The sequence below is a fragment of the Vannielia sp. genome, from assembly GCF_029212645.1.
GTDB lineage: Bacteria > Pseudomonadota > Alphaproteobacteria > Rhodobacterales > Rhodobacteraceae > Vannielia.
The window spans coordinates 62,231-79,059 of record NZ_JARGND010000011.1; the positions used below are offsets into that span (position 1 = coordinate 62,231).

General features: G+C 63.9%; 18 protein-coding genes. 3 read left to right on the forward strand and 15 right to left on the reverse strand.

The features are described 5' to 3' along the window. Positions 1-15: 15 nt before the first annotated feature. From purF to radA, 3 genes are all read right to left on the reverse strand, one after another. Entirely contained in the window at positions 16-1,470 is a 1,455-nt protein-coding gene (purF, locus tag P1U55_RS05595) for an amidophosphoribosyltransferase (protein ID WP_301046540.1), read from the reverse strand. A gap of 172 nt (positions 1,471-1,642) precedes the next feature. Continuing rightward, positions 1,643-2,269 (reverse strand): CvpA family protein, encoded by a 627-nt coding sequence (locus P1U55_RS05600; protein ID WP_301046541.1) that lies wholly within the window; start codon positions 2,267-2,269, stop codon positions 1,643-1,645. 30 nt (positions 2,270-2,299) lie between these two features. Beyond that, complete coding sequence (radA, locus tag P1U55_RS05605; RefSeq protein WP_301046542.1) at positions 2,300-3,664, reverse strand: DNA repair protein RadA; 1,365 nt, start codon at positions 3,662-3,664, stop codon at positions 2,300-2,302. Between the two features lie 134 nt (positions 3,665-3,798). On the opposite strand from radA, the gene P1U55_RS05610 reads away from it, so the two are divergent. Continuing rightward, positions 3,799-4,911, forward strand: coding sequence for a hypothetical protein (locus P1U55_RS05610; RefSeq protein WP_301046543.1), 1,113 nt, complete (start codon positions 3,799-3,801; stop codon positions 4,909-4,911). Here P1U55_RS05610 and P1U55_RS05615 read toward each other — a convergent pair. The 12 genes from P1U55_RS05615 to P1U55_RS05670 all read right to left on the reverse strand — a co-directional run bounded on the left by P1U55_RS05615 (position 4,908) and on the right by P1U55_RS05670 (position 15,093). Continuing rightward, entirely contained in the window at positions 4,908-5,399 is a 492-nt protein-coding gene (locus P1U55_RS05615) for a paraquat-inducible protein A (protein ID WP_301046544.1), read from the reverse strand. The two genes, P1U55_RS05610 and P1U55_RS05615, sit on opposite strands and share 4 nt — an antisense overlap. Before the next feature lie 35 nt (positions 5,400-5,434). Beyond that, positions 5,435-6,295, reverse strand: a complete 861-nt coding sequence (locus P1U55_RS05620) for a DNA repair protein (protein ID WP_301046545.1) — start codon at positions 6,293-6,295, stop codon at positions 5,435-5,437. Positions 6,296-6,490: 195 nt separating this feature from the next. Next, positions 6,491-6,856, reverse strand: coding sequence for a hypothetical protein (locus tag P1U55_RS05625; RefSeq protein ID WP_301046546.1), 366 nt, complete (start codon positions 6,854-6,856; stop codon positions 6,491-6,493). Between the two features lie 318 nt (positions 6,857-7,174). After that, entirely contained in the window at positions 7,175-7,933 is a 759-nt protein-coding gene (locus P1U55_RS05630) for an ABC transporter ATP-binding protein (RefSeq protein WP_301046547.1), read from the reverse strand. After that, positions 7,930-8,703, reverse strand: coding sequence for an ABC transporter permease (locus P1U55_RS05635; protein WP_301046559.1), 774 nt, complete (start codon positions 8,701-8,703; stop codon positions 7,930-7,932). Before P1U55_RS05635 ends, P1U55_RS05630 begins: the two co-directional genes overlap by 4 nt. Before the next feature lie 15 nt (positions 8,704-8,718). After that, entirely contained in the window at positions 8,719-9,768 is a 1,050-nt protein-coding gene (gene alr, locus P1U55_RS05640; protein ID WP_301046548.1) for an alanine racemase, read from the reverse strand. Between the two features lie 67 nt (positions 9,769-9,835). After that, on the reverse strand, positions 9,836-10,621 hold the full coding sequence (locus tag P1U55_RS05645) for a DUF1194 domain-containing protein (protein ID WP_301046549.1): 786 nt from the start codon (positions 10,619-10,621) through the stop codon (positions 9,836-9,838). A gap of 57 nt (positions 10,622-10,678) precedes the next feature. After that, positions 10,679-12,166, reverse strand: coding sequence for a replicative DNA helicase (locus P1U55_RS05650; RefSeq protein ID WP_301046550.1), 1,488 nt, complete (start codon positions 12,164-12,166; stop codon positions 10,679-10,681). A gap of 171 nt (positions 12,167-12,337) precedes the next feature. After that, a complete protein-coding gene (locus tag P1U55_RS05655; RefSeq protein ID WP_301046551.1) occupies positions 12,338-13,024 on the reverse strand; it encodes an orotate phosphoribosyltransferase in 687 nt (228 codons plus the stop codon). Between the two features lie 84 nt (positions 13,025-13,108). Continuing rightward, the gene (gene pyrC, locus P1U55_RS05660) at positions 13,109-14,155 is read right to left on the reverse strand and encodes a dihydroorotase (protein WP_301046552.1); all 1,047 of its coding nucleotides are present in this window, start codon (positions 14,153-14,155) and stop codon (positions 13,109-13,111) included. A 44-nt stretch (positions 14,156-14,199) separates the two neighbouring features. Next, positions 14,200-14,448: a hypothetical protein gene (locus P1U55_RS05665; RefSeq protein WP_301046553.1), complete on the reverse strand. Its 249-nt coding sequence runs from the start codon at positions 14,446-14,448 to the stop codon at positions 14,200-14,202. A 246-nt stretch (positions 14,449-14,694) separates the two neighbouring features. Then, on the reverse strand, positions 14,695-15,093 hold the full coding sequence (locus tag P1U55_RS05670; protein ID WP_301046554.1) for a hypothetical protein: 399 nt from the start codon (positions 15,091-15,093) through the stop codon (positions 14,695-14,697). A 321-nt stretch (positions 15,094-15,414) separates the two neighbouring features. On the opposite strand from P1U55_RS05670, the gene P1U55_RS05675 reads away from it, so the two are divergent. Further along, the gene (locus P1U55_RS05675; protein ID WP_301046555.1) at positions 15,415-16,179 is read left to right on the forward strand and encodes a hypothetical protein; all 765 of its coding nucleotides are present in this window, start codon (positions 15,415-15,417) and stop codon (positions 16,177-16,179) included. 66 nt (positions 16,180-16,245) lie between these two features. Further along, positions 16,246-16,656, forward strand: a complete 411-nt coding sequence (locus tag P1U55_RS05680; protein ID WP_301046556.1) for a hypothetical protein — start codon at positions 16,246-16,248, stop codon at positions 16,654-16,656. The last annotated feature ends 173 nt before the right edge of the window (positions 16,657-16,829 follow it).

Sequence of the window (16,829 nt, forward strand, 5' to 3'; positions counted from 1 at the left end):
TGAGATGGCGGCGCGTTACTCGGCCGCCTTCATCTCGAAGCCGCTTTCGATCATGTCGGATGGCTCGACGGGGTATTCGCCCGAGAAGCAGGCATCGCAATATTGCGGGCACTCGGCGTTGCGGCCTTTGCTCTCACCGACGGCGCGGTAGAGGCCATCGAGCGAGATGAATTTGAGGCTGTCGACACCGAGATAGGAGGACATTTCATCCGCGCTCATGGTGGCGGCGAGCAGCTTGGAGCGTTCGGGCGTATCGACGCCGTAAAAGCAGGGCCAGGCGGTGGGGGGCGAGGCGATGCGGAAGTGGACTTCTTTGGCCCCCGCATCAAGGATCATTTCCTTGATCTTGCGCGAGGTGGTGCCACGGACCACGGAATCATCCACCAGGATCACCCGCTTGCCCTTGATCAGCGCGCGATTGACGTTGAGCTTGAGGCGCACGCCCATGTTGCGGATCTGCTCGGTGGGCTCGATGAAGGTGCGGCCCATATACTGGTTGCGGATGATGCCCATGGCGTAGGGGATGCCGCTGGCAAGGCTGAAGCCGATGGCGGCGGGGGTGCCGCTATCGGGCACCGGGCAAACGAGATCGGCCTCGACCGGGGCTTCCTTGGCCAGTTCGCGGCCAATCGCCTCGCGGGTTTCATAAACCGAGCGCCCGCCAAGGATGCTGTCGGGGCGCGAAAAGTAGACGTGCTCGAAGATGCAGAAGCGGCTCTTCTTGGAGCGGAAGGGTTGGCGGCTTTCGACACCGTCCTTGGTGATGACGACCATTTCGCCCGGCGCGATTTCACGCACAAATTCGGCGCCGATGATATCGAGCGCGCAGGTTTCAGAGCTGAGCGCCCAGCCGTCGCCGAGCTTGCCGAGCACCAGTGGGCGCACGCCCAGCGGGTCCCGCACGCCGATCAGTTTGGTGCGGGTCATGGCGACGATGGAAAACGCGCCCTCGACCCGGCGCAGCGCATCTTCCATGCGGGCAGGGATATCGCGCTGGAGCGAACGGGCCATCAGGTGGATGATGCATTCGCTGTCTGACGAGCTTTGAAAAATCGAGCCGCGCTCAACCAGCTCGCGGCGCAGGGCGGCGGCGTTGGTGATATTGCCGTTGTGGGCAATCGCCGCGCCGCCCATGGCGAACTCGCCAAAGAAGGGCTGCACATCGCGGATTTGCGTGTTGCCCTTGGAGCCGGCGGTGGAGTAGCGGACATGGCCGATGGCGATCGGCCCCGGCAGGGTTTGCATCAACGGGGCTTTGGTGAAGTTGTCGCGCACATAGCCAAAGCGGCGGGCCGAGTTGAAGCCGTGCTCCATATCATGGCTGACAATGCCGCCAGCCTCTTGCCCGCGATGTTGCAGGGCGTGCAGGCCCAGGGCGACAAAGTTGGCGGCGTCTTCAAACCCGATCGCGCCGAAAACGCCGCACTCCTCGCGGAGTTTGTCATCGTCGAAAGGATTGGCGGGGGGCATGGCCTTTTGGCCTTGCTGGGTGGCGGGCAAGGGGCAGCTCCGATTTCGCTGTGTGGCGTTGGCCTTCGTTTAGCGATTGACGCAGGGGCTGTCATCCCTTTGTCATGGAGATCGCCCCGGAAAGTGAACGGATTTTTCGCTTTGTCTGAAAATAAAGCGAAAAAGGCGCGGATCAGTTGCTGGTTGCGTCAACCGGCTGGTCGGGCAGGGCGGTGGGATCGGCGGGGACGATGGCCTCGGTCGGGCCGCAGGAGCGCTCGGTGAGGTTGTCCATCCGGTCGGAGAACCACTGCATCACGCCGTCCTGATCGGCGATTTCGCCGTCGATCCGGGTTTTGGCCGAGCCGAACAGCTTGGAGGTTTGGCTTTCATCCACGAAGGCCAGCGACTCGGAGCCTGCGATGAAATCGTAGAGCACCAGTGCGATTGCCACCAGCAGCAGGCCGCGGACCGCGCCGAAAATGAAGCCGAGCCCCTGATCGAGCGCATTGAGCGCAGAGCGTTGCACGAGGCTGGCAAACAGCGGCGTGAACAGCGCAAAGAGCACGAGGCCGATGGCAAAAACCACGACGAAGCCTGCGCCGGTGGCAAGCTCGCAGTTGTCGAGGAAATCGGCGACGACGGGGATTTCCTTGACCAGAGGCACCGCCTGGGGTGCGAAGATATAGGCCAGCACGGCCGCGCCGACCCAACCGGCAATTGCCAGCACTTCGCGCACGAAGCCGCGCGAATAGGCGAGGATCGCCGAAAGCACGATGACGATGGCAACGCCTGCGTCGAAAATGGTGAAGCCGTCCATTGGCTGTTCCTCGCCTCAAATGTCCCTTGGTCAGCCCGCGCCGAACATTTCACCGACAAAACCGGTCAAATCGCTCATGCGGCGCAGAGCCATATCCCCGGCGGAGGTCGCTTTGGACCCCTCGGCGAGGGTTGCGCAGGTGAAACCAAGTTTTTGCGCCTCTTTCAACCTGTTTTCGGTTTGAGAGGAGGGTCGAAGGGCACCGGTGAGGCTTATTTCACCAAAAACCACCATGCCAGCGGGCAAGGCGTGGTCTTCGCGGGCAGAAAGCAAAGCGGCGGCCACGGCGAGATCGGCGGCGGGCTCGGACACCCGCAAGCCGCCCGCGACGTTGAGATAAACGTCCATCCCCGCAAAGGGGATGCCGCAGCGGGCTTCCAGCACCGCGAGGATCATCGCCAGCCGCCCCGAATCCCAGCCCACCACCGAGCGGCGCGCCTGGCCTGCGGGGGCGGGGGCGACGAGGGCCTGAAACTCAACCAGCACGGGCCGTGTGCCCTCAATCCCGGCAAAAACGGCGGTGCCGGGGGCAGGCTCGGCATTGTCGGAGAGGAACAGCGCGGAGGGGTTGGCGACCTCGGAGAGGCCCGCGCCTGTCATCTCGAAGACGCCGATTTCATCCGCCGGGCCAAAGCGGTTTTTCACCGCGCGCAGGATGCGGAACTGGTGGCCGCGCTCGCCCTCGAAGTAGAGCACCGTATCAACCATATGCTCGACCACGCGGGGCCCGGCGATTTGCCCTTCCTTGGTGACATGGCCGACGAGGATGACCGAGGTGCCGCGCCGCTTGGCGAATTGGGTCAACTCGTGGCAGGCGGCCCGGACCTGGCTGACCGAGCCGGGGGCGCTTTCGACGGTGTCGCTCCACATGGTCTGGATCGAATCGATCACCACAAGGTCGGGGCGCTCGGCGTCCAGCGTGGTGAGGATGTCGCGCAGGCTGGTTTCGGTAGCCAGCTTTACTGGAGCGTCGGCCATGCCAAGCCGCCGGGCGCGCATTCGCACCTGGGCCGAGGCTTCTTCACCGGAGATGTAGATGACCTTTTGACCGGCATGAGCAAAGCGCGCGGCGGCTTGCAGCAACAGGGTGGATTTTCCGATGCCCGGATCGCCGCCCACGAGCACCGCCGAGGCGGGCACCAACCCGCCGCCGAGCACCCGGTCAAACTCATCCAGCCCGCAGAGGGTGCGGGGCGGAGGGGCCTCGGGGGAGGCGAGATCGGAGAGTGGGATGGTTGTGCCCTTGCGCGCGCCCAGCCCCTTGCCTTTGGGGCCGGACGAGAGCGGGGCCTCTTCGATGACGGTGTTCCACGCGCCGCAGGCATCGCATTGGCCTGCCCATTTGCCATGGGAGGCGCCACAGGCGGTGCAGGTGAAGGCGAGGGCTTTGGCCATGGCGCTTTCATGCACCGGGGCGGGGCGCTTGTGAAGGGGCCGTGGCAAAGAGAGTTGTGCCTCCGGCGGGGATATTTGGGGAGCATTGAGAGGGAGGGGCTTGGAGAATTTGCGCCGGCGGGGTAGGAGGCGACATGTTTGAAGTGATGGATCTGGACCCGATGGTTTTGCCGCAGGCGGCGGGGATACGGCGGCGTCCTGTTATCCCGGCGCGCAAGCAGCCTGCAAACTTTGATGAGCGCTATGACTGGTGGACGCTGGTTTATGGCGCGGCGCGCCGCCCCGGCGGCCTTGTGCTGGTTTGCCCCAAGCTGGTGAACCTGCGCGGGGTTCTGAAAGAGGGCGTGTTCAGGGCCGGGGGCGCGGCTTTGCGGATGGGCCGGTTGCGGCGGTATCGGCGCCACGATGAGCTTTATCTCAAGGGGGAGGTGCGCGGCGACAGGTTGGAGTTCAGCCATGGTGACATGCGCTTGAGTTGTCCGGTGCAGGGGCCCTGGGAGGGGTTCAACGGGCGGCGGTGCCTTGTGACCACCTCAAAGAACAATGAGATGGACTGGATCGTGGATTGGGTGGCGCATCATGTGCGCCATCAGGGCAGCGAGGCGGTTTTGCTGCATGACAACCTTTCCACCCTTTATGAGCCGGGCGAGATATTGGAGCGTTTGCGCGGGGTGGCGGGGTTGAAGGCGGCACGGGTTGTTTCGGTGCCGTGCCGCTATGGGCCGCTTGGCACCCGGCCTCCCAGGGGGTTGGCGAAGTTTTTGCAGGGCGGTTTGCTGAACCTTGCGCGGCAGGGGGCCTTGAGCGAAGCGCGCTCGGTGTTGCAGTGCGACATTGATGAGATCGCGGTGAGTGATGAGGGCCGACCGGGCTTGCATGAGGCGGCCGAGACCGCGCGGCTGGGTTTTGCCACCGCCCCGGCCTTTTGGCGCAGCGCGGCGGTGCCGCAGGGCAGCTACGCGCGCCATGGCGACCATGATCTGGCCTGGACCCCGGAGCGGGGCACCAAGGAAAAATGGGCTGTTGTGCCGGGCCGTGGCCTGGGGCGCTTTCATTGGGATGTGCATGGGGTTGCGGGATATCTGTTCAACAAGCGGGCGATGGTGGATGGCGTGCGGTTTTACCACTGTGAGCGGCTATCGACCGATTGGAAGCGCCCGCGCTCTGCCGGTGAGCTGCCCGAGGGGGCGGTGGAAGACGCGCAGACCAAGGCGGCGCTGGCAAGGGTGGGGTTGCCGCGAAGCTAGGCGGCAGCGGCGGCTTTGCGGCTTTTCTCGGTGGCCCAGGAGAGGCAGATGGAGGCGATGATGCAGGCGGAGAAGAGATAGAGGCCCCAGGCGACCTCGATCTTGCCGACGCCGATGCCCTTGGCCACCACGATATAGAGCGAGATCAGGAAGATATCGGCCATAGCCAGCTTGCCGAGCACATGCAGCACCGGCAGAACCTTGCGGCGCATCAGCCCGAAGTGGATGAGCGCGAGGCCGATGGTTTTGAGGTAGGGTGCGAAGAGCGCGAAGCCGGTGACCAGCAGGGCGAGGAACACGTCTTTGCTCCAGAGTTCCTGCAGACCGGAGATCACCGAAATCTCGCTCAGGCCGAAGAGCGGCAGCAGCCCGGCGCGCAGGAGGGGGGCAAACCATGCCACCGGGAACAGCACGAGCAGCGAGAGATTTGCAAGTTTGATGGCAAGGCGCAAGGGGCGCTCCGGGGTGGTGACGGGTGCAGCCCACATAGGCGGATGCCGCCCAAAGCGAAAGGGGCTGTGGCCTATTCAGCCGGGTTTGCGGCCTTCTGGTCACTTGCGGGCTTGGGGACAGAAGCGCTCGCCATTGCAGGCTTTTTGGGGGTGGCGGCGGGCTTGTGGGGCATGGGCACGACCTTGCGCTCATCGGTGCGGGCGGGCAGGGCCTCTTCCTCGACGTCAAAGCCGAGGTCTGGCAGAAGCTCCAGCAGGTCACGCTCCAGCGAATTGAGCTGGGTGGCCTGGATGCTTTCCTCGACGTTGATCTGCTGTTGCCAACGCTTGATTTCGTCGGTGGTTTTCTGGGCGAGGGTGAGGCGATCGGAGAAGGTATCAATCTCTTCCTGACGCTGGCGCAGGAACATCCGGGCGCGCTCCATCTTTTCATCCGAGTAAACCTCGGCGAGATCGCGGGAGACCTGGCTCATCTGGGCGGCGACTTCCAGCACGCCCGGCTCAAGGCCGCGCAGATTGGGGTGGCGGCGCATATAGGCCATGCGCTCGCGCACCGCATCAAACTCGGCACTCATCGAGAAGGTGCCTTCGCGGTCAGCGGCGTGGCAGGTGGCATAGGCGCGGGCGATATCCTCCATCGAGAGATGAAACTCGCGGTGGCTCTTTTGCAGCGACAGGATGTGGCGGTTGGCGGGCAGGAAGGCGAGCAGCGACAGCGAAAGGAGCGTGAGGCCGATCTGGATATACACCCCCGCGTCGGGCAGGGTGGTTTGGCCGAAGGTGAGGCTGGCGCTGAGCCAGGGCAGAAGCCCGGTAGCGGCGGCCAGGGTGGCCAGGGTCAACCCTAGGGCGAGTGCGGCCATGGCGGTGAGCGACAGTGCGCGGAGAGCTTGAGACCAGCGATCAAGCAGAGTTTCGGTGTGCGTTGTCATTGAAGTAACCCCCATTACCCAACTGGCGGCCTGTAAGGCAGTGGCCGCATTCATAATTTTTCCAGCCTTTTCAGATTAGCGGAGGATTAACCATTCGTTAATGCAGTTATGTGCGGACAGTTTGGCAGAAGGGGCGGGATTGTGTCCCAAGTGGGAACAATTACTGATTTGTCGTCTGTTTTCCGGGCGTTGGCGCTACTCGGCGGGGCCTTCGAGACAGGGGATTTTGCCGTGCAGGTCGCGCTTGAGGATGGCTTCGGTGAAGCTGAGGGCCTTGTCGCCACGCGCTTTCCATGTCTCGCTGATGCGATTATCGGCGGCGGCGCAGAGCTTGTCGGCCAGGGTTTGGCGCTGTCGTTCGGTTTGGTAGGTGACGGCGAGGCCGAAGATCATAAGCCCCGCGAAGCTGGCGAGGACGTAGCCGGAGATGTCATGCCGGTCGATGCGCGGGGCGGGGCGGCGGGAGGCTTGGGGGGCGTCTGCCTCTGGTTCGGAGCGGGCCGAGAGCGCGCCGGGCAGGGCGGCGGCGAGCATCATCAGGATGAACACGACAACCATCATGGGCCACGAGAAGGCGCCTCCCAGCACCACGGCAGGGCTGGCCCAGAGAGGGGAGGTGATCCCTGCCAGAAGGTAGAGCCCCGCGAAGCCCGCAATGACATAGCCAAGGCGCTTGAGGCCACGCTCGTGGGGGCGAGCCAGGCGAGCGAGAGGATAGAGCCGAGGAGGTAGAGCACAAGTTGGAAAATGGCTCCGACGATCACCATGAGGAGTTCGAAAAGGGGCGCCAGGATGATTTCCATCGACAACTCGCCAGCTGGGACGCGTATGGGGAAGATGGGGGCTTTGGTGCTCAACCGCAAGGTGGCAGGCGCGGGTCTAGCGCAGGGTTTCGATCGGGCCTTCGGCGCTGCCGGTGATGAACTGTTGCAGGTAAGGGTCTGTTGCGGCGTCCATTTTGGCGATGGGGCCGGACCAGCGGACCTTGCCTGCGTGGATCATGGCGACCTCATCGGCGATGGCGCGCACCGAGGTCATATCATGGGTGATAGTGATCGCCGTGGCGCCCATTTCGGTGACGATCTCGCGGATCAGCTCGTTGATGACACCGGCCATGATCGGATCTAGCCCGGTGGTCGGCTCGTCAAAGAAGATGATCTCGGGGTCGGCGGCGATGGCGCGGGCGAGGCCGACGCGCTTTTGCATGCCGCCCGAAAGCTCTGCCGGGTAAAGATCGGCCACATCGGGGCCAAGGCCGACGCGCTGAAGCTTGGCCACGGCGATCTCGCGGGCCTCGGCTTTGGGGCGCTTGAGGTGGCCGCGCATCAGGCGGAAGGCGACGTTTTGCCAGACGGGCATGGAATCAAACAGGGCGGCGCCCTGAAACAGCATCCCGAAGCGGGCGAGAAAGGCCTCGCGGGCCTTGGCGGAGCGGGCGGTGGTGACAGGCTCGCCGCCCACGATGATCTCGCCCGCATCGGGGCGGATGAGGCCAAGAATGCACTTCAACGTGACCGATTTTCCGGTGCCAGAGCCGCCGATGATGACCAGCGAGCGCCCTTGGTCGACCGAGAGATCAATGCCGCGCAGCACGTGCTTGGAGCCGAAGGCTTTGTGGACGTTGCGAAGCTCGATCATATCGTGAAAAACGCTTGTGTGAGCAGGAAGTTGGCGGCGAGGATCAGCACGGCGGCGGCCACCACCGAGGACTTGGTGGCGCGGCCCACGCCTTGCGCGCCGCGCCCGGAGTTCATGCCGTAATAGCAGCCCATCAGTGCCGAGATGCCGCCAAACACCGCGCCTTTGACGAGGGAGGAGATGATATCGAGCGCCTCCAGAAAGTCCCACGTGTTTTGCAGGTAGCCTGCCGGGTTGAAGCCCAGCCGCTCGGTGGCCACCAGAAAACCGCCCATGATGCCGACAACATCGCCCAGAGCCACCAGAAGCGGCACGGTGATCAGGGCGGCCAGCACGCGCGGCACGGTGAGGTATTTCATCGGGTCGGTGGAGAGGGTGACGAGCGCGTCGATCTGCTCGGTCACCTTCATGGTGGCGATCTCGGCGGCCACCGAAGAGGTGACGCGGGCGGCGATCATCAGGCCAACGAGGACGGGGCCAAGCTCGCGCACCATGCCGATGGCAACGATCTGGGGCACCACTGCCTCGGCGTTGAAGCGCGCGCCGCCGGAGTAGATTTGCAAAGCCAGCGCGCCGCCGGTGAAGATGGCGGTGAGGCCGACAACGGGAAGCGAGAAATAGCCAATAGAGATAATGGCTTGTAGTAGTTCCTTAAAGTAGAACGGCGGGCGCGCCATGTGGCTGAGAGTGGAAAGGAAGAACAGTGCCACACGGCCAATGGCGGCAAAGGCGGCAAGGCTGCGGCGACCCAGAAGGGCGAGCGGGGAGATCAGGGTTTCCACCCGTCAGCCCGAGCGGCCGGAATAGCGGCGAGTGTAGCGCGCACCAAGCGAGGTGAGGATTTCATAAGCGATGGTACCGGCGGCATCGGCCACCGCATCCACGCCCTGAGACGGCCCCAGCAGGTGCAAAACCTTGGGTTGCTCGGTGAGGTGGGAGATATCGGCGGTGATCAGGTCCATCGAGACGCGGCCCCGGATCGGGCAGGCGGTGTTGCCCGCCCAGAGGTGGCCCTTGTTGCCAAGCGAGCGCAGGATGCCATCGGCGTAGCCGCCCGAGACGGTGGCGATCTGGGTATCGACCGAGGCTTCCCAGGTGGCGCTGTAGCCCACCACCTCACCCTTCAGCATGGTGCGGGTCTGGATCACCGGGAGGGCAAGCTCGACCACCGCTTTGGCATCGGTGAACGGACGGCCGCCGTAAAGGCCAATGCCGGGGCGGGTGAGCTCGAAGTGATATTCCGGCCCAAGCAGGATGCCGCCCGTGGCCGCAAGGCTGCGCGGGATGCCACAGCCCGAGGTCATCTCGCGGAAAAGCTGCACCTGCGCCTTGTTTTGCGGGCTGGATGGATCATCCGACGAGGCAAGGTGGCTCATGATCAGCGAGGGCGTGCGGGACAGCACCAGATCGCGGACGGCGGCCCATTCGGCGGGCTCCATGCCAAGGCGGTTCATGCCGGTATCAAGCTGCACGCCGAAGGGCGATTTGGGCAGGGCCTCGAAGTGGCGGGTCAGCTGGTCAATCGAGTTGAGCATCGGGATGAGATCAAGGTCATGCAGCATATCGGTATCGCCCGACATATGCCCGCCAAACACATAAATCTCGGGGCCGCGGCCAAGGGCATCGCGGATCGCCGCGCCCTCTTCGGCCACGGCCACAAAGAAGCGGCGCGCCCCGGCATGGGCCAATGCGCGTGCCACCCGGCTTGCGCCGAGGCCATAGCCATCGGCCTTGACCACGGCAGCGGTTTCGCAAGCGCCGCCGGTGAGCGCATCAAGCGCCTTCCAGTTCGCGGCCACCGCGTCGAGATCAATTGTGAGCTGTCCACTACCCATAGGGTCGGTTTTTGGGTGTGGGGAGGCGGGGCGTCAAGCCTATTTCGCGCCTTGCGCCTGCTGCCGCCTATTGATCCTCCCAATAGCGGCGGCGTTCCTGGCGGATTTTCTCACCGATGAGGCAATCTGTCATCTGCGCCTTTTGCAGCCGGGTTGGAGCGGGCGGCGTGAGCCCGGCGATTTCGAGCACCAGTTTGCGGCGCACGGCGGTTTCAAACCCGGCCCAATCGGTGACCGGGATCACGAAGGCCCCCATGCCGCCGATCACGCAATCGCGGTAATAGGCATCGAGGTGGTCGATGTCCCAGGTTTGGTGGCGGCCATCGCGGGTCATCAAGGGGAGGCCGTTGATGGTGAGGCCCCGGCGCAGCGCCGCATCGCGCGATTGGGTGACGGGCGCGCCGGAGTTGTTTGGCCCGTCGCCGGAAATGTCGATCACCCGGCGCAGGCCCTCGTAAGGGTTGCTGGCGATGCTGTCAGCGGCCAGGGTGATGGCGCCGGAGATCGAGGTGCGGCGCATGCCGGTGCCAAAGCTTTCGTCGATCATGCTGGCAAAGGCCTCGGCCTCGGCGGGGGAGGTGATGACGGTCCAGGGCGCGATCACACGGGTCGCGCCATCGCCCGCCCATTCGATATAGGTCAGCGCCACCTGGCCCAGCAGCCCCCCCTCGACGGCGGCCATGACCTCGGGGGAGCGGATCGCCTCGGCGTAGCCCCGGCGCTGGATCTCGATTTCGGAAGGGGCCATGGAGCGCGAGACATCGACCATGAGCGCAAGCTCGACATCCACCTCAAGGGCGGTTTGGGCCGCAGCCGGGAGGGACATGGCGAGAAGGAAAGCAAGCGCGCGCATGGAAAGGATGATGCGCGCGCGGGTGAGTCGCGCCAAGGGCCTCGCGAGGCTGTGATGCTAGAAGTTGTCTTCCGCGCCCTGCTGCCAGTGCTGCACGAGGTTGCCAAAGCGGGTGAACTGCGCCTCGAAACTCAGCTCGACGGTGCCGATGGGGCCGTGGCGCTGCTTGCCGATCACAACCTCGGCCTTGCCATGCAGGCGCGACATGCGCTCTTGCCACTCGGCCATCTTGTCAAGCTGGTCATCGGAGGGCTTTTCACGCTCGGCGTAATATTCCTCACGGTAGACAAACATCACCACGTCAGCGTCTTGCTCGATGGAGCCGGATTCCCGCAGGTCCGAGAGTTGCGGGCGCTTGTCATCGCGGCTTTCAACCTGGCGGGAGAGCTGGGAAAGGGCGATGACGGGGATGTTAAGTTCCTTGGCTATCGCCTTGAGTCCCATGGAGATTTCACCAATCTCCTGCACCCGGTTTTCGGCGGTGCCGCGCAGAAGCTGGAGATAGTCCACGATGATCAGGTCAAGCCCGTGGGTGCGCTTGAGGCGGCGGGCGCGGGCGGCGACCTGCCCGATGGGCAGGGCGGCGGTGTCATCAATGAACAGCGGGCAGCTTTCAAGCTGCTTGGCGGCCTCGACAAAGCGGCGAAACTCGGATTCGTCCATGTCGCCCTGGCGGATCTTGTGCGAGCTGATCTCGGAGGCCTCTGAAAGGATTCGGCTGGCCAGTTGCTCGGCGCTCATCTCAAGGCTGAAAAAGCCAACCACGCCGCCCTCGACAGCGCCTTCGCTGCCATCGGGCAGCTCGCCGCGCTTGTAGGCTTTGGCGATGTTGAAAGCGAGGTTGGTCGCCAGCGAGGTTTTGCCCATCGAGGGGCGCCCGGCGAGGATCAGCAGGTCTGACTTGTGCAAACCGCCAAGCTTTTTATCCATATCGACGAGGCCGGTGGAGATGCCCGCAAGGCCGCCATCGCGCTGGTAGGCGGCGTTGGCCACATTAACTGCGTCTGTTACTGCTTTGAGAAAGCTCTGAAATCCGCTTTCGGAGCGGCCTTCCTCGGAGAGTTTGTAAAGCGCCTGCTCGGCTTCAACGATCTGGTCTTTTGGCTCGGAGGCCACATCCACATCAGCCGCCTTGGCCGAAATCTCGCGCCCCAGCGTCATCAACTCGCGGCGGATCGCCAGATCATAGATGATCTGCGCGTAATCGCGCGCGGCAAAGCTGGCAACGGCGGCCCCGGCCAGCTTGGCGAGATAGGCCGGGCCACCAAGCTCTTGCAGGCCCTCGTCATCTTCCATGAAGGCCTTCAGCGTCACCGGCGTGGCGGCGAGGTTCTTTGAGATTCGCGCGGCGGCGACCTCGAAGATGCGGGCATGGACCGGATCGTAGAAATGGTTCGGCTGAACCACCATGGCGATGCGGTCAAACACATCGTTATTGGTGAGAATCGCGCCCAGAAGCTGCTGCTCGGCTTCAATGTTATGCGGTGCCAGTGTGGCGGCGTCGGGTGCCGTTCCTTCCGGTGAGAAGGCGGTGATCTCGTTCATTCTGCTCAGTCCCCCTGATGAGGGTGGGTCATAGGCCGATTCTGGGTGCGGGCCTATCTGGAAATCCTGTGGATAGTCTTGAATAACTCGGCCCGCCGCCGATACCTACCACATGGAGCGGTAAATTTCGAGGGGGCTACCAGATGCGGGGTGAACCCGCGGAAAAGAAAGTTATGACCCTGCGTCGCTGCGCGCGGCCTGCCACTTGCGCGGGTCTTTCAGGAAAGCCTCGACCCCATCCAGCGTTTCGGCGTCAAAGGCCTTGCGCTCGCGGGCAACTGCCAGCACGTCCCACCATGTGCAAAGGTGGTGCAGGGAGACGCCGTGATCGCCAAGCGTTTTTTCGGTGTCAGGGAAGATGCCGTAGTAAAAGATCACCGCCGTATGGGCGCAGGTGGCGCCGGTGTCGCGGATCGCATCGACGAAGGAAATCTTCGAGCCGCCGTCGGTGGTGAGATCCTCCACGAGCAGCACGCGCTCGCCTTCGCGCATCGCGCCCTCGATGCGGGCGTTGCGGCCATAACCTTTGGGTTTCTTGCGCACATAGGTCATTGGCAGGGCCATCCGCTCGGCCACCAGAGCGGCAAAGGGGATGCCTGCGGTTTCGCCGCCTGCGATATTGTCAAACGCCTCGAAACCCGCGTCGCGCATGACCTTGACCACCAGAAAATCCATCAGCGTGGAGCGGATGCGCGGGAAGGAGATGAGCTTGCGGCAGTCGATATAGGTCGGCCCCTTGAGGCCGGAGGAATATGTGAAGGGCTCGCGCGCATTAAAGTGCACCGCCTCGATCTCCAGCAGCATCCCGGCGGCAATCTTGGCGATGGTTGCGTTGTCGGGGTGGCTGGTGGGGATCATGGGGCGGCTCCTGTTGGCATTTTCTTGCTGTAAATATCCATTTCCCGCGCCCTGCAAGGCAGAAAGCCGCCGGGGTGGGGCGGCTCAGTAGGCGTCGTCAAAGCGCCAGTGCAGCGGGCAGCCGGGATCAAACACCACAACGGGGCCATTTTCGGTGGCCAGCTCGGGCGGGTAGCTGATGGGATCGCCCTTGATGAGGGTGATCTGTTCTTCATTGGGTGCGATCCCATAAAAGGCCGGGCCGTTGAGCGATGTGAAGGCCTCCAACTGCTCCAGCTTGCCCGCCTCGTCGAACACCTCGGCAAGGCAGGACAGGGTGACCGGGGCCGAGAACACGCCGGCGCAGCCGCAGGCGCTTTGCTTGTCGCCTTTCAGGTGCGGGGCGCTGTCGGTGCCAAGGAACACCCGCTCAAAGCCGCTTGTCACTAGCTCCACAAGGGCGGCGCGGTGGCGCTCGCGCTTGACGACGGGCAGGCAGTAGTAATGCGGTTTGATGCCGCCAACCAGCATGTGATTGCGGTTGATCATCAGGTGATGGGTGGTGACGGTGGCGCCCAGCCCCGCATCGCCTGCGCGCAGGTAGTCCACCGCTTCCGCGGTGGTGATATGCTCCATCACCACCTTGAGGCCGGGTGTAGCGCGGCGGATCGGATCAAGCACAGTGTCGATGAACACGGCCTCACGGTCAAAGATATCGACCTCGGGGGTGGTGACTTCCCCGTGTACACAAAGGGGCATCCCGATCTCGGCCATTTTCTCCAGCACCGGGCGGACCTTGTCAAAATCCTGCACACCGGAGGCTGAATTGGTCGTTGCGCCAGCGGGATAGAGCTTTACCGCCTTCACCAGCCCGGAGGCATGGGCGGCGGCAACATCGGCTGGATCGGTGTCTTCGGTGAGGTAGAGCGTCATCAACGGCTCAAACAGGCCCACACCGGGGGCGGCGGCAAGGATGCGGTCGCGGTAGGCCATGGCATCGGCCATCGTGACCACCGGCGGCACCAGATTGGGCATGATGATGGCGCGGGCGAAGTGATGGCTGGTTTCGGGGAGGACGGCGCGCAGCATCGCGCCATCGCGCAGGTGCAGGTGCCAGTCATCGGGGCGGCGAAGGGTTAATCGTGTGGTCATGTGTGTTGGATAACGCGGGGCAGGCAAAAGAACCAGAGGGGGGCTTAATCGAAGCTCAGGCTGAAGCGCCTGGTGCCGTCATAATCGTAGCGCAGCCATGAAGAACCGGTGCCCATTGGCACCGACGCGAAGCTTGGTTGTGTCCAGAGCAGGCCGTGCGGGCTGGGGGTGAGACTGGTGATTTCGCTCGGCATGGATTGGGGGCCGGAGCAGGCGTCACTTTCGTAATAGACCGGCGAAAAGCTGCGGTTTTCGGTGGTGCCAAGCCCGCCGGGCCCATGCTCGTCCCACATTGTAAGGCTCTCGGCCTCGCCGACATCGCCTGCGCGTTGGACAGGCTCTTGCGGAGGATTCAGAGGCGGCTGTTGGCGGGCAAGGAGACGGGGCCTTTGCTCATGGTTTGGGGGTGTTCCATCGCAAAGGCGGGCTGTCCGTTGAGGTAGATGTTGGATTGCGAATTGGCCGGCCAGTCGTTTTGGCCCAGTTTCACCTTGGAGATCAGCGCGGGGCCTCGGTGACATTGGTCATGGGGTGGGCTCCTAGAGGCGCATGAAGACAAGGGTGGCGGTGCAACCGGTTTCACCGCAGCGCCCGCCAAGGGAGATGGCGGTGGCAGGCGGGCCGGGCAGGGTGCAGAGCGGCTCGGCACTGGGCAGGAGCTGGTGTGCGGCGGGCGGAGCGCCAAGCGCGGTGCAGCGCGTGCGCGCCCAGGTCATCAGCGCATCGGGGCCAAGCCCGGTTTCAAACGAGCGGTGGTATTGGCGCAGGAAGGTGCCATCGGCCTCGAAGTGCTCTGCCGGGGCGGTGGTTGTGCTCCCCTCGGGCAGCCCGAAGGCTGCGGCGGCCTGCTCCAACAGGTCGGGCCGCAGCCAGAGCCATGCGGAGAGCAGCGCGGCGAGCAGGGCGAGGCCTGCAAGGATGAGCGATTTGCGGTGCATCAAAATGGGGCGACCGGGGTGTTGGGCAATAATGGGGCAAACCTTCACCTGATTTGCGCGGCAAGGCAAGGCATAGGCGACCGCAGCGCCATGCCGCAGTGCAGCAAAAATCCCCAAGCGGGGCGGCAGGTTAACGCTCAAACCTAGTAAGTGTGATGATCTGCGGCGATTTTGCTCTTTTCGCAGGTGCAGCAATCGCGTAGGTTGTTCGGAGGTGCTGCCTGCCGATAGCGCAGCGGCGCGAGAGATTTTTTGCACAGTAATCCCCTTGGGACCGGACGACACCGGTGGTTGGGGCAAGACGGAAATGAGGAACACCCCATGCGGCAAGCACTTACGGCATTCGAGATGTGGCACAACGGGGTTGTGCTGTGGTCATCGGTCATCGAAGCGCAGGTGGATATGGCGAAAGCCGGGCTTGGAATGCTCGACGTATGGCCAAGCCCGCTGGGCGAGTTTTGGGCCTCTGCCGGGCTTCAGGCTGGGGTGGCCAAGGCAAAGGCCACGGCGCCGGTGAAGAAGGCGGCAGCGAAACCGGCTCCGAAGGCGGCCAAAACCGCTGAGGTGGTTGAGTTGAAGGCTGCCCCGGCGAAAAAAGCCGCCGCCAAGCCGGTTGCAAAGCCCGCCGTGAAAAAAGCAGAAGCCAAGGCGAAGCCTGCGGCGAAAGCCAAGGCCCCGGCGGCCAAGGCGGCTGCGCCCAAAACGGTGAAGGCGGCTGCCAAAGCCCCGGTGAAAGCTGCGGCGCCCAAGGCAGCCGCTAAGCCCGCTGCGCCTAAGGTTGAAGCGAAGCCCGCTGCGCCTAAGGTTCAAGCGAAACCGGCGGCTCCGGCAGCGCCGAAAGCGGCGGCACCCAAGGCAAAGGCCAAGCCTGCCGTGAAGGCCAAGCCCGCCGCCAAGCCTGCGGCCGCCGCACCTGCTCCGGCCCCGGCTGCTGCGCCCAAACCCGCCGCACCTGCTGCGCCCAAGGCAGAAGCAAAGCCCGCCGGACCGGCCCCCGAGGCCAAACCCGCGGAGGCCGATACCGCAAAAACGGCGAACCGGGAAAAGGGCAAGGTCTCATTGGCTCCCGATTTCACACCTAAGTAAGGAGATCGCGGGAAGGGGGGTGTTTTATCGGGCTGCTTTTGCCCCAATGTCTGAAAAGGACTTGCTATGTCGCCCCTTCCCAAGATCCGCCACCCTTTCACCCCGCAACAGCGCGTTGCGTTTGAAGTGTGGGTGACGGGGCTGCAAGCCGCTTGGCTGCTTGCGGAGAGCCATTCGGTTTTTTCACACCGTGTTCTGGGCATGGCCGGGCTTGCGCCGCAGGGGCGTGATGAGATGTCACGGATGGTGGTGGAGAAATCCACCGCCTTCACCGCTTCGGGACTGGCTGGCATGACGCTGGCCATGGCCGGGAGCCGCCCGGATGAGGTGATGCGCGCGATGATGCACCCGATCCGGGGCACCACGGCGCGCAACCTGCGGCGGCTGTCGCGCTTGCGCCAGACCGAGAGCAACAAGCGCTCGAAGTCGCGGGCGAAGATGGTGGCCCAGATGCGCCATGGCGACGTTTCTGCTTAATCTCGCGCAAACGTCCAAACAGCCCCCCCAGCAATCAGCGAGGCGCTAAAGCGTCACGCCTTAAACCTGAGACATCAGATAAAGGTAAGGCGCGCGCAACAACCCTGCCTCGCACTGCGCTCCGCCAAAAGCTGTGATTCAGGTTTTTGGCGGAACGCTTTAATGCTGGCGAC

Coding starts and splice junctions, on each gene's coding strand:
- purF (WP_301046540.1), bottom strand. CDS start 1,470: ATGCCCCCCGCCAATCCTTTCGACGATGACAAACTCCGCGAGGAGTGC.
- P1U55_RS05600 (WP_301046541.1), bottom strand. CDS start 2,269: ATGGACGGCTTCACCATTTTCGACGCAGGCGTTGCCATCGTCATCGTG.
- radA (WP_301046542.1), bottom strand. CDS start 3,664: ATGGCCAAAGCCCTCGCCTTCACCTGCACCGCCTGTGGCGCCTCCCAT.
- P1U55_RS05610 (WP_301046543.1), top strand. CDS start 3,799: ATGTTTGAAGTGATGGATCTGGACCCGATGGTTTTGCCGCAGGCGGCG.
- P1U55_RS05615 (WP_301046544.1), bottom strand. CDS start 5,399: ATGTGGGCTGCACCCGTCACCACCCCGGAGCGCCCCTTGCGCCTTGCC.
- P1U55_RS05620 (WP_301046545.1), bottom strand. CDS start 6,295: ATGACAACGCACACCGAAACTCTGCTTGATCGCTGGTCTCAAGCTCTC.
- P1U55_RS05625 (WP_301046546.1), bottom strand. CDS start 6,856: ATGATGGTTGTCGTGTTCATCCTGATGATGCTCGCCGCCGCCCTGCCC.
- P1U55_RS05630 (WP_301046547.1), bottom strand. CDS start 7,933: ATGATCGAGCTTCGCAACGTCCACAAAGCCTTCGGCTCCAAGCACGTG.
- alr (WP_301046548.1), bottom strand. CDS start 9,768: ATGGGTAGTGGACAGCTCACAATTGATCTCGACGCGGTGGCCGCGAAC.
- P1U55_RS05645 (WP_301046549.1), bottom strand. CDS start 10,621: ATGCGCGCGCTTGCTTTCCTTCTCGCCATGTCCCTCCCGGCTGCGGCC.
- P1U55_RS05650 (WP_301046550.1), bottom strand. CDS start 12,166: ATGAACGAGATCACCGCCTTCTCACCGGAAGGAACGGCACCCGACGCC.
- P1U55_RS05655 (WP_301046551.1), bottom strand. CDS start 13,024: ATGATCCCCACCAGCCACCCCGACAACGCAACCATCGCCAAGATTGCC.
- pyrC (WP_301046552.1), bottom strand. CDS start 14,155: ATGACCACACGATTAACCCTTCGCCGCCCCGATGACTGGCACCTGCAC.
- P1U55_RS05665 (WP_301046553.1), bottom strand. CDS start 14,448: ATGTGGGACGAGCATGGGCCCGGCGGGCTTGGCACCACCGAAAACCGC.
- P1U55_RS05670 (WP_301046554.1), bottom strand. CDS start 15,093: ATGCACCGCAAATCGCTCATCCTTGCAGGCCTCGCCCTGCTCGCCGCG.
- P1U55_RS05675 (WP_301046555.1), top strand. CDS start 15,415: ATGCGGCAAGCACTTACGGCATTCGAGATGTGGCACAACGGGGTTGTG.
- P1U55_RS05680 (WP_301046556.1), top strand. CDS start 16,246: ATGTCGCCCCTTCCCAAGATCCGCCACCCTTTCACCCCGCAACAGCGC.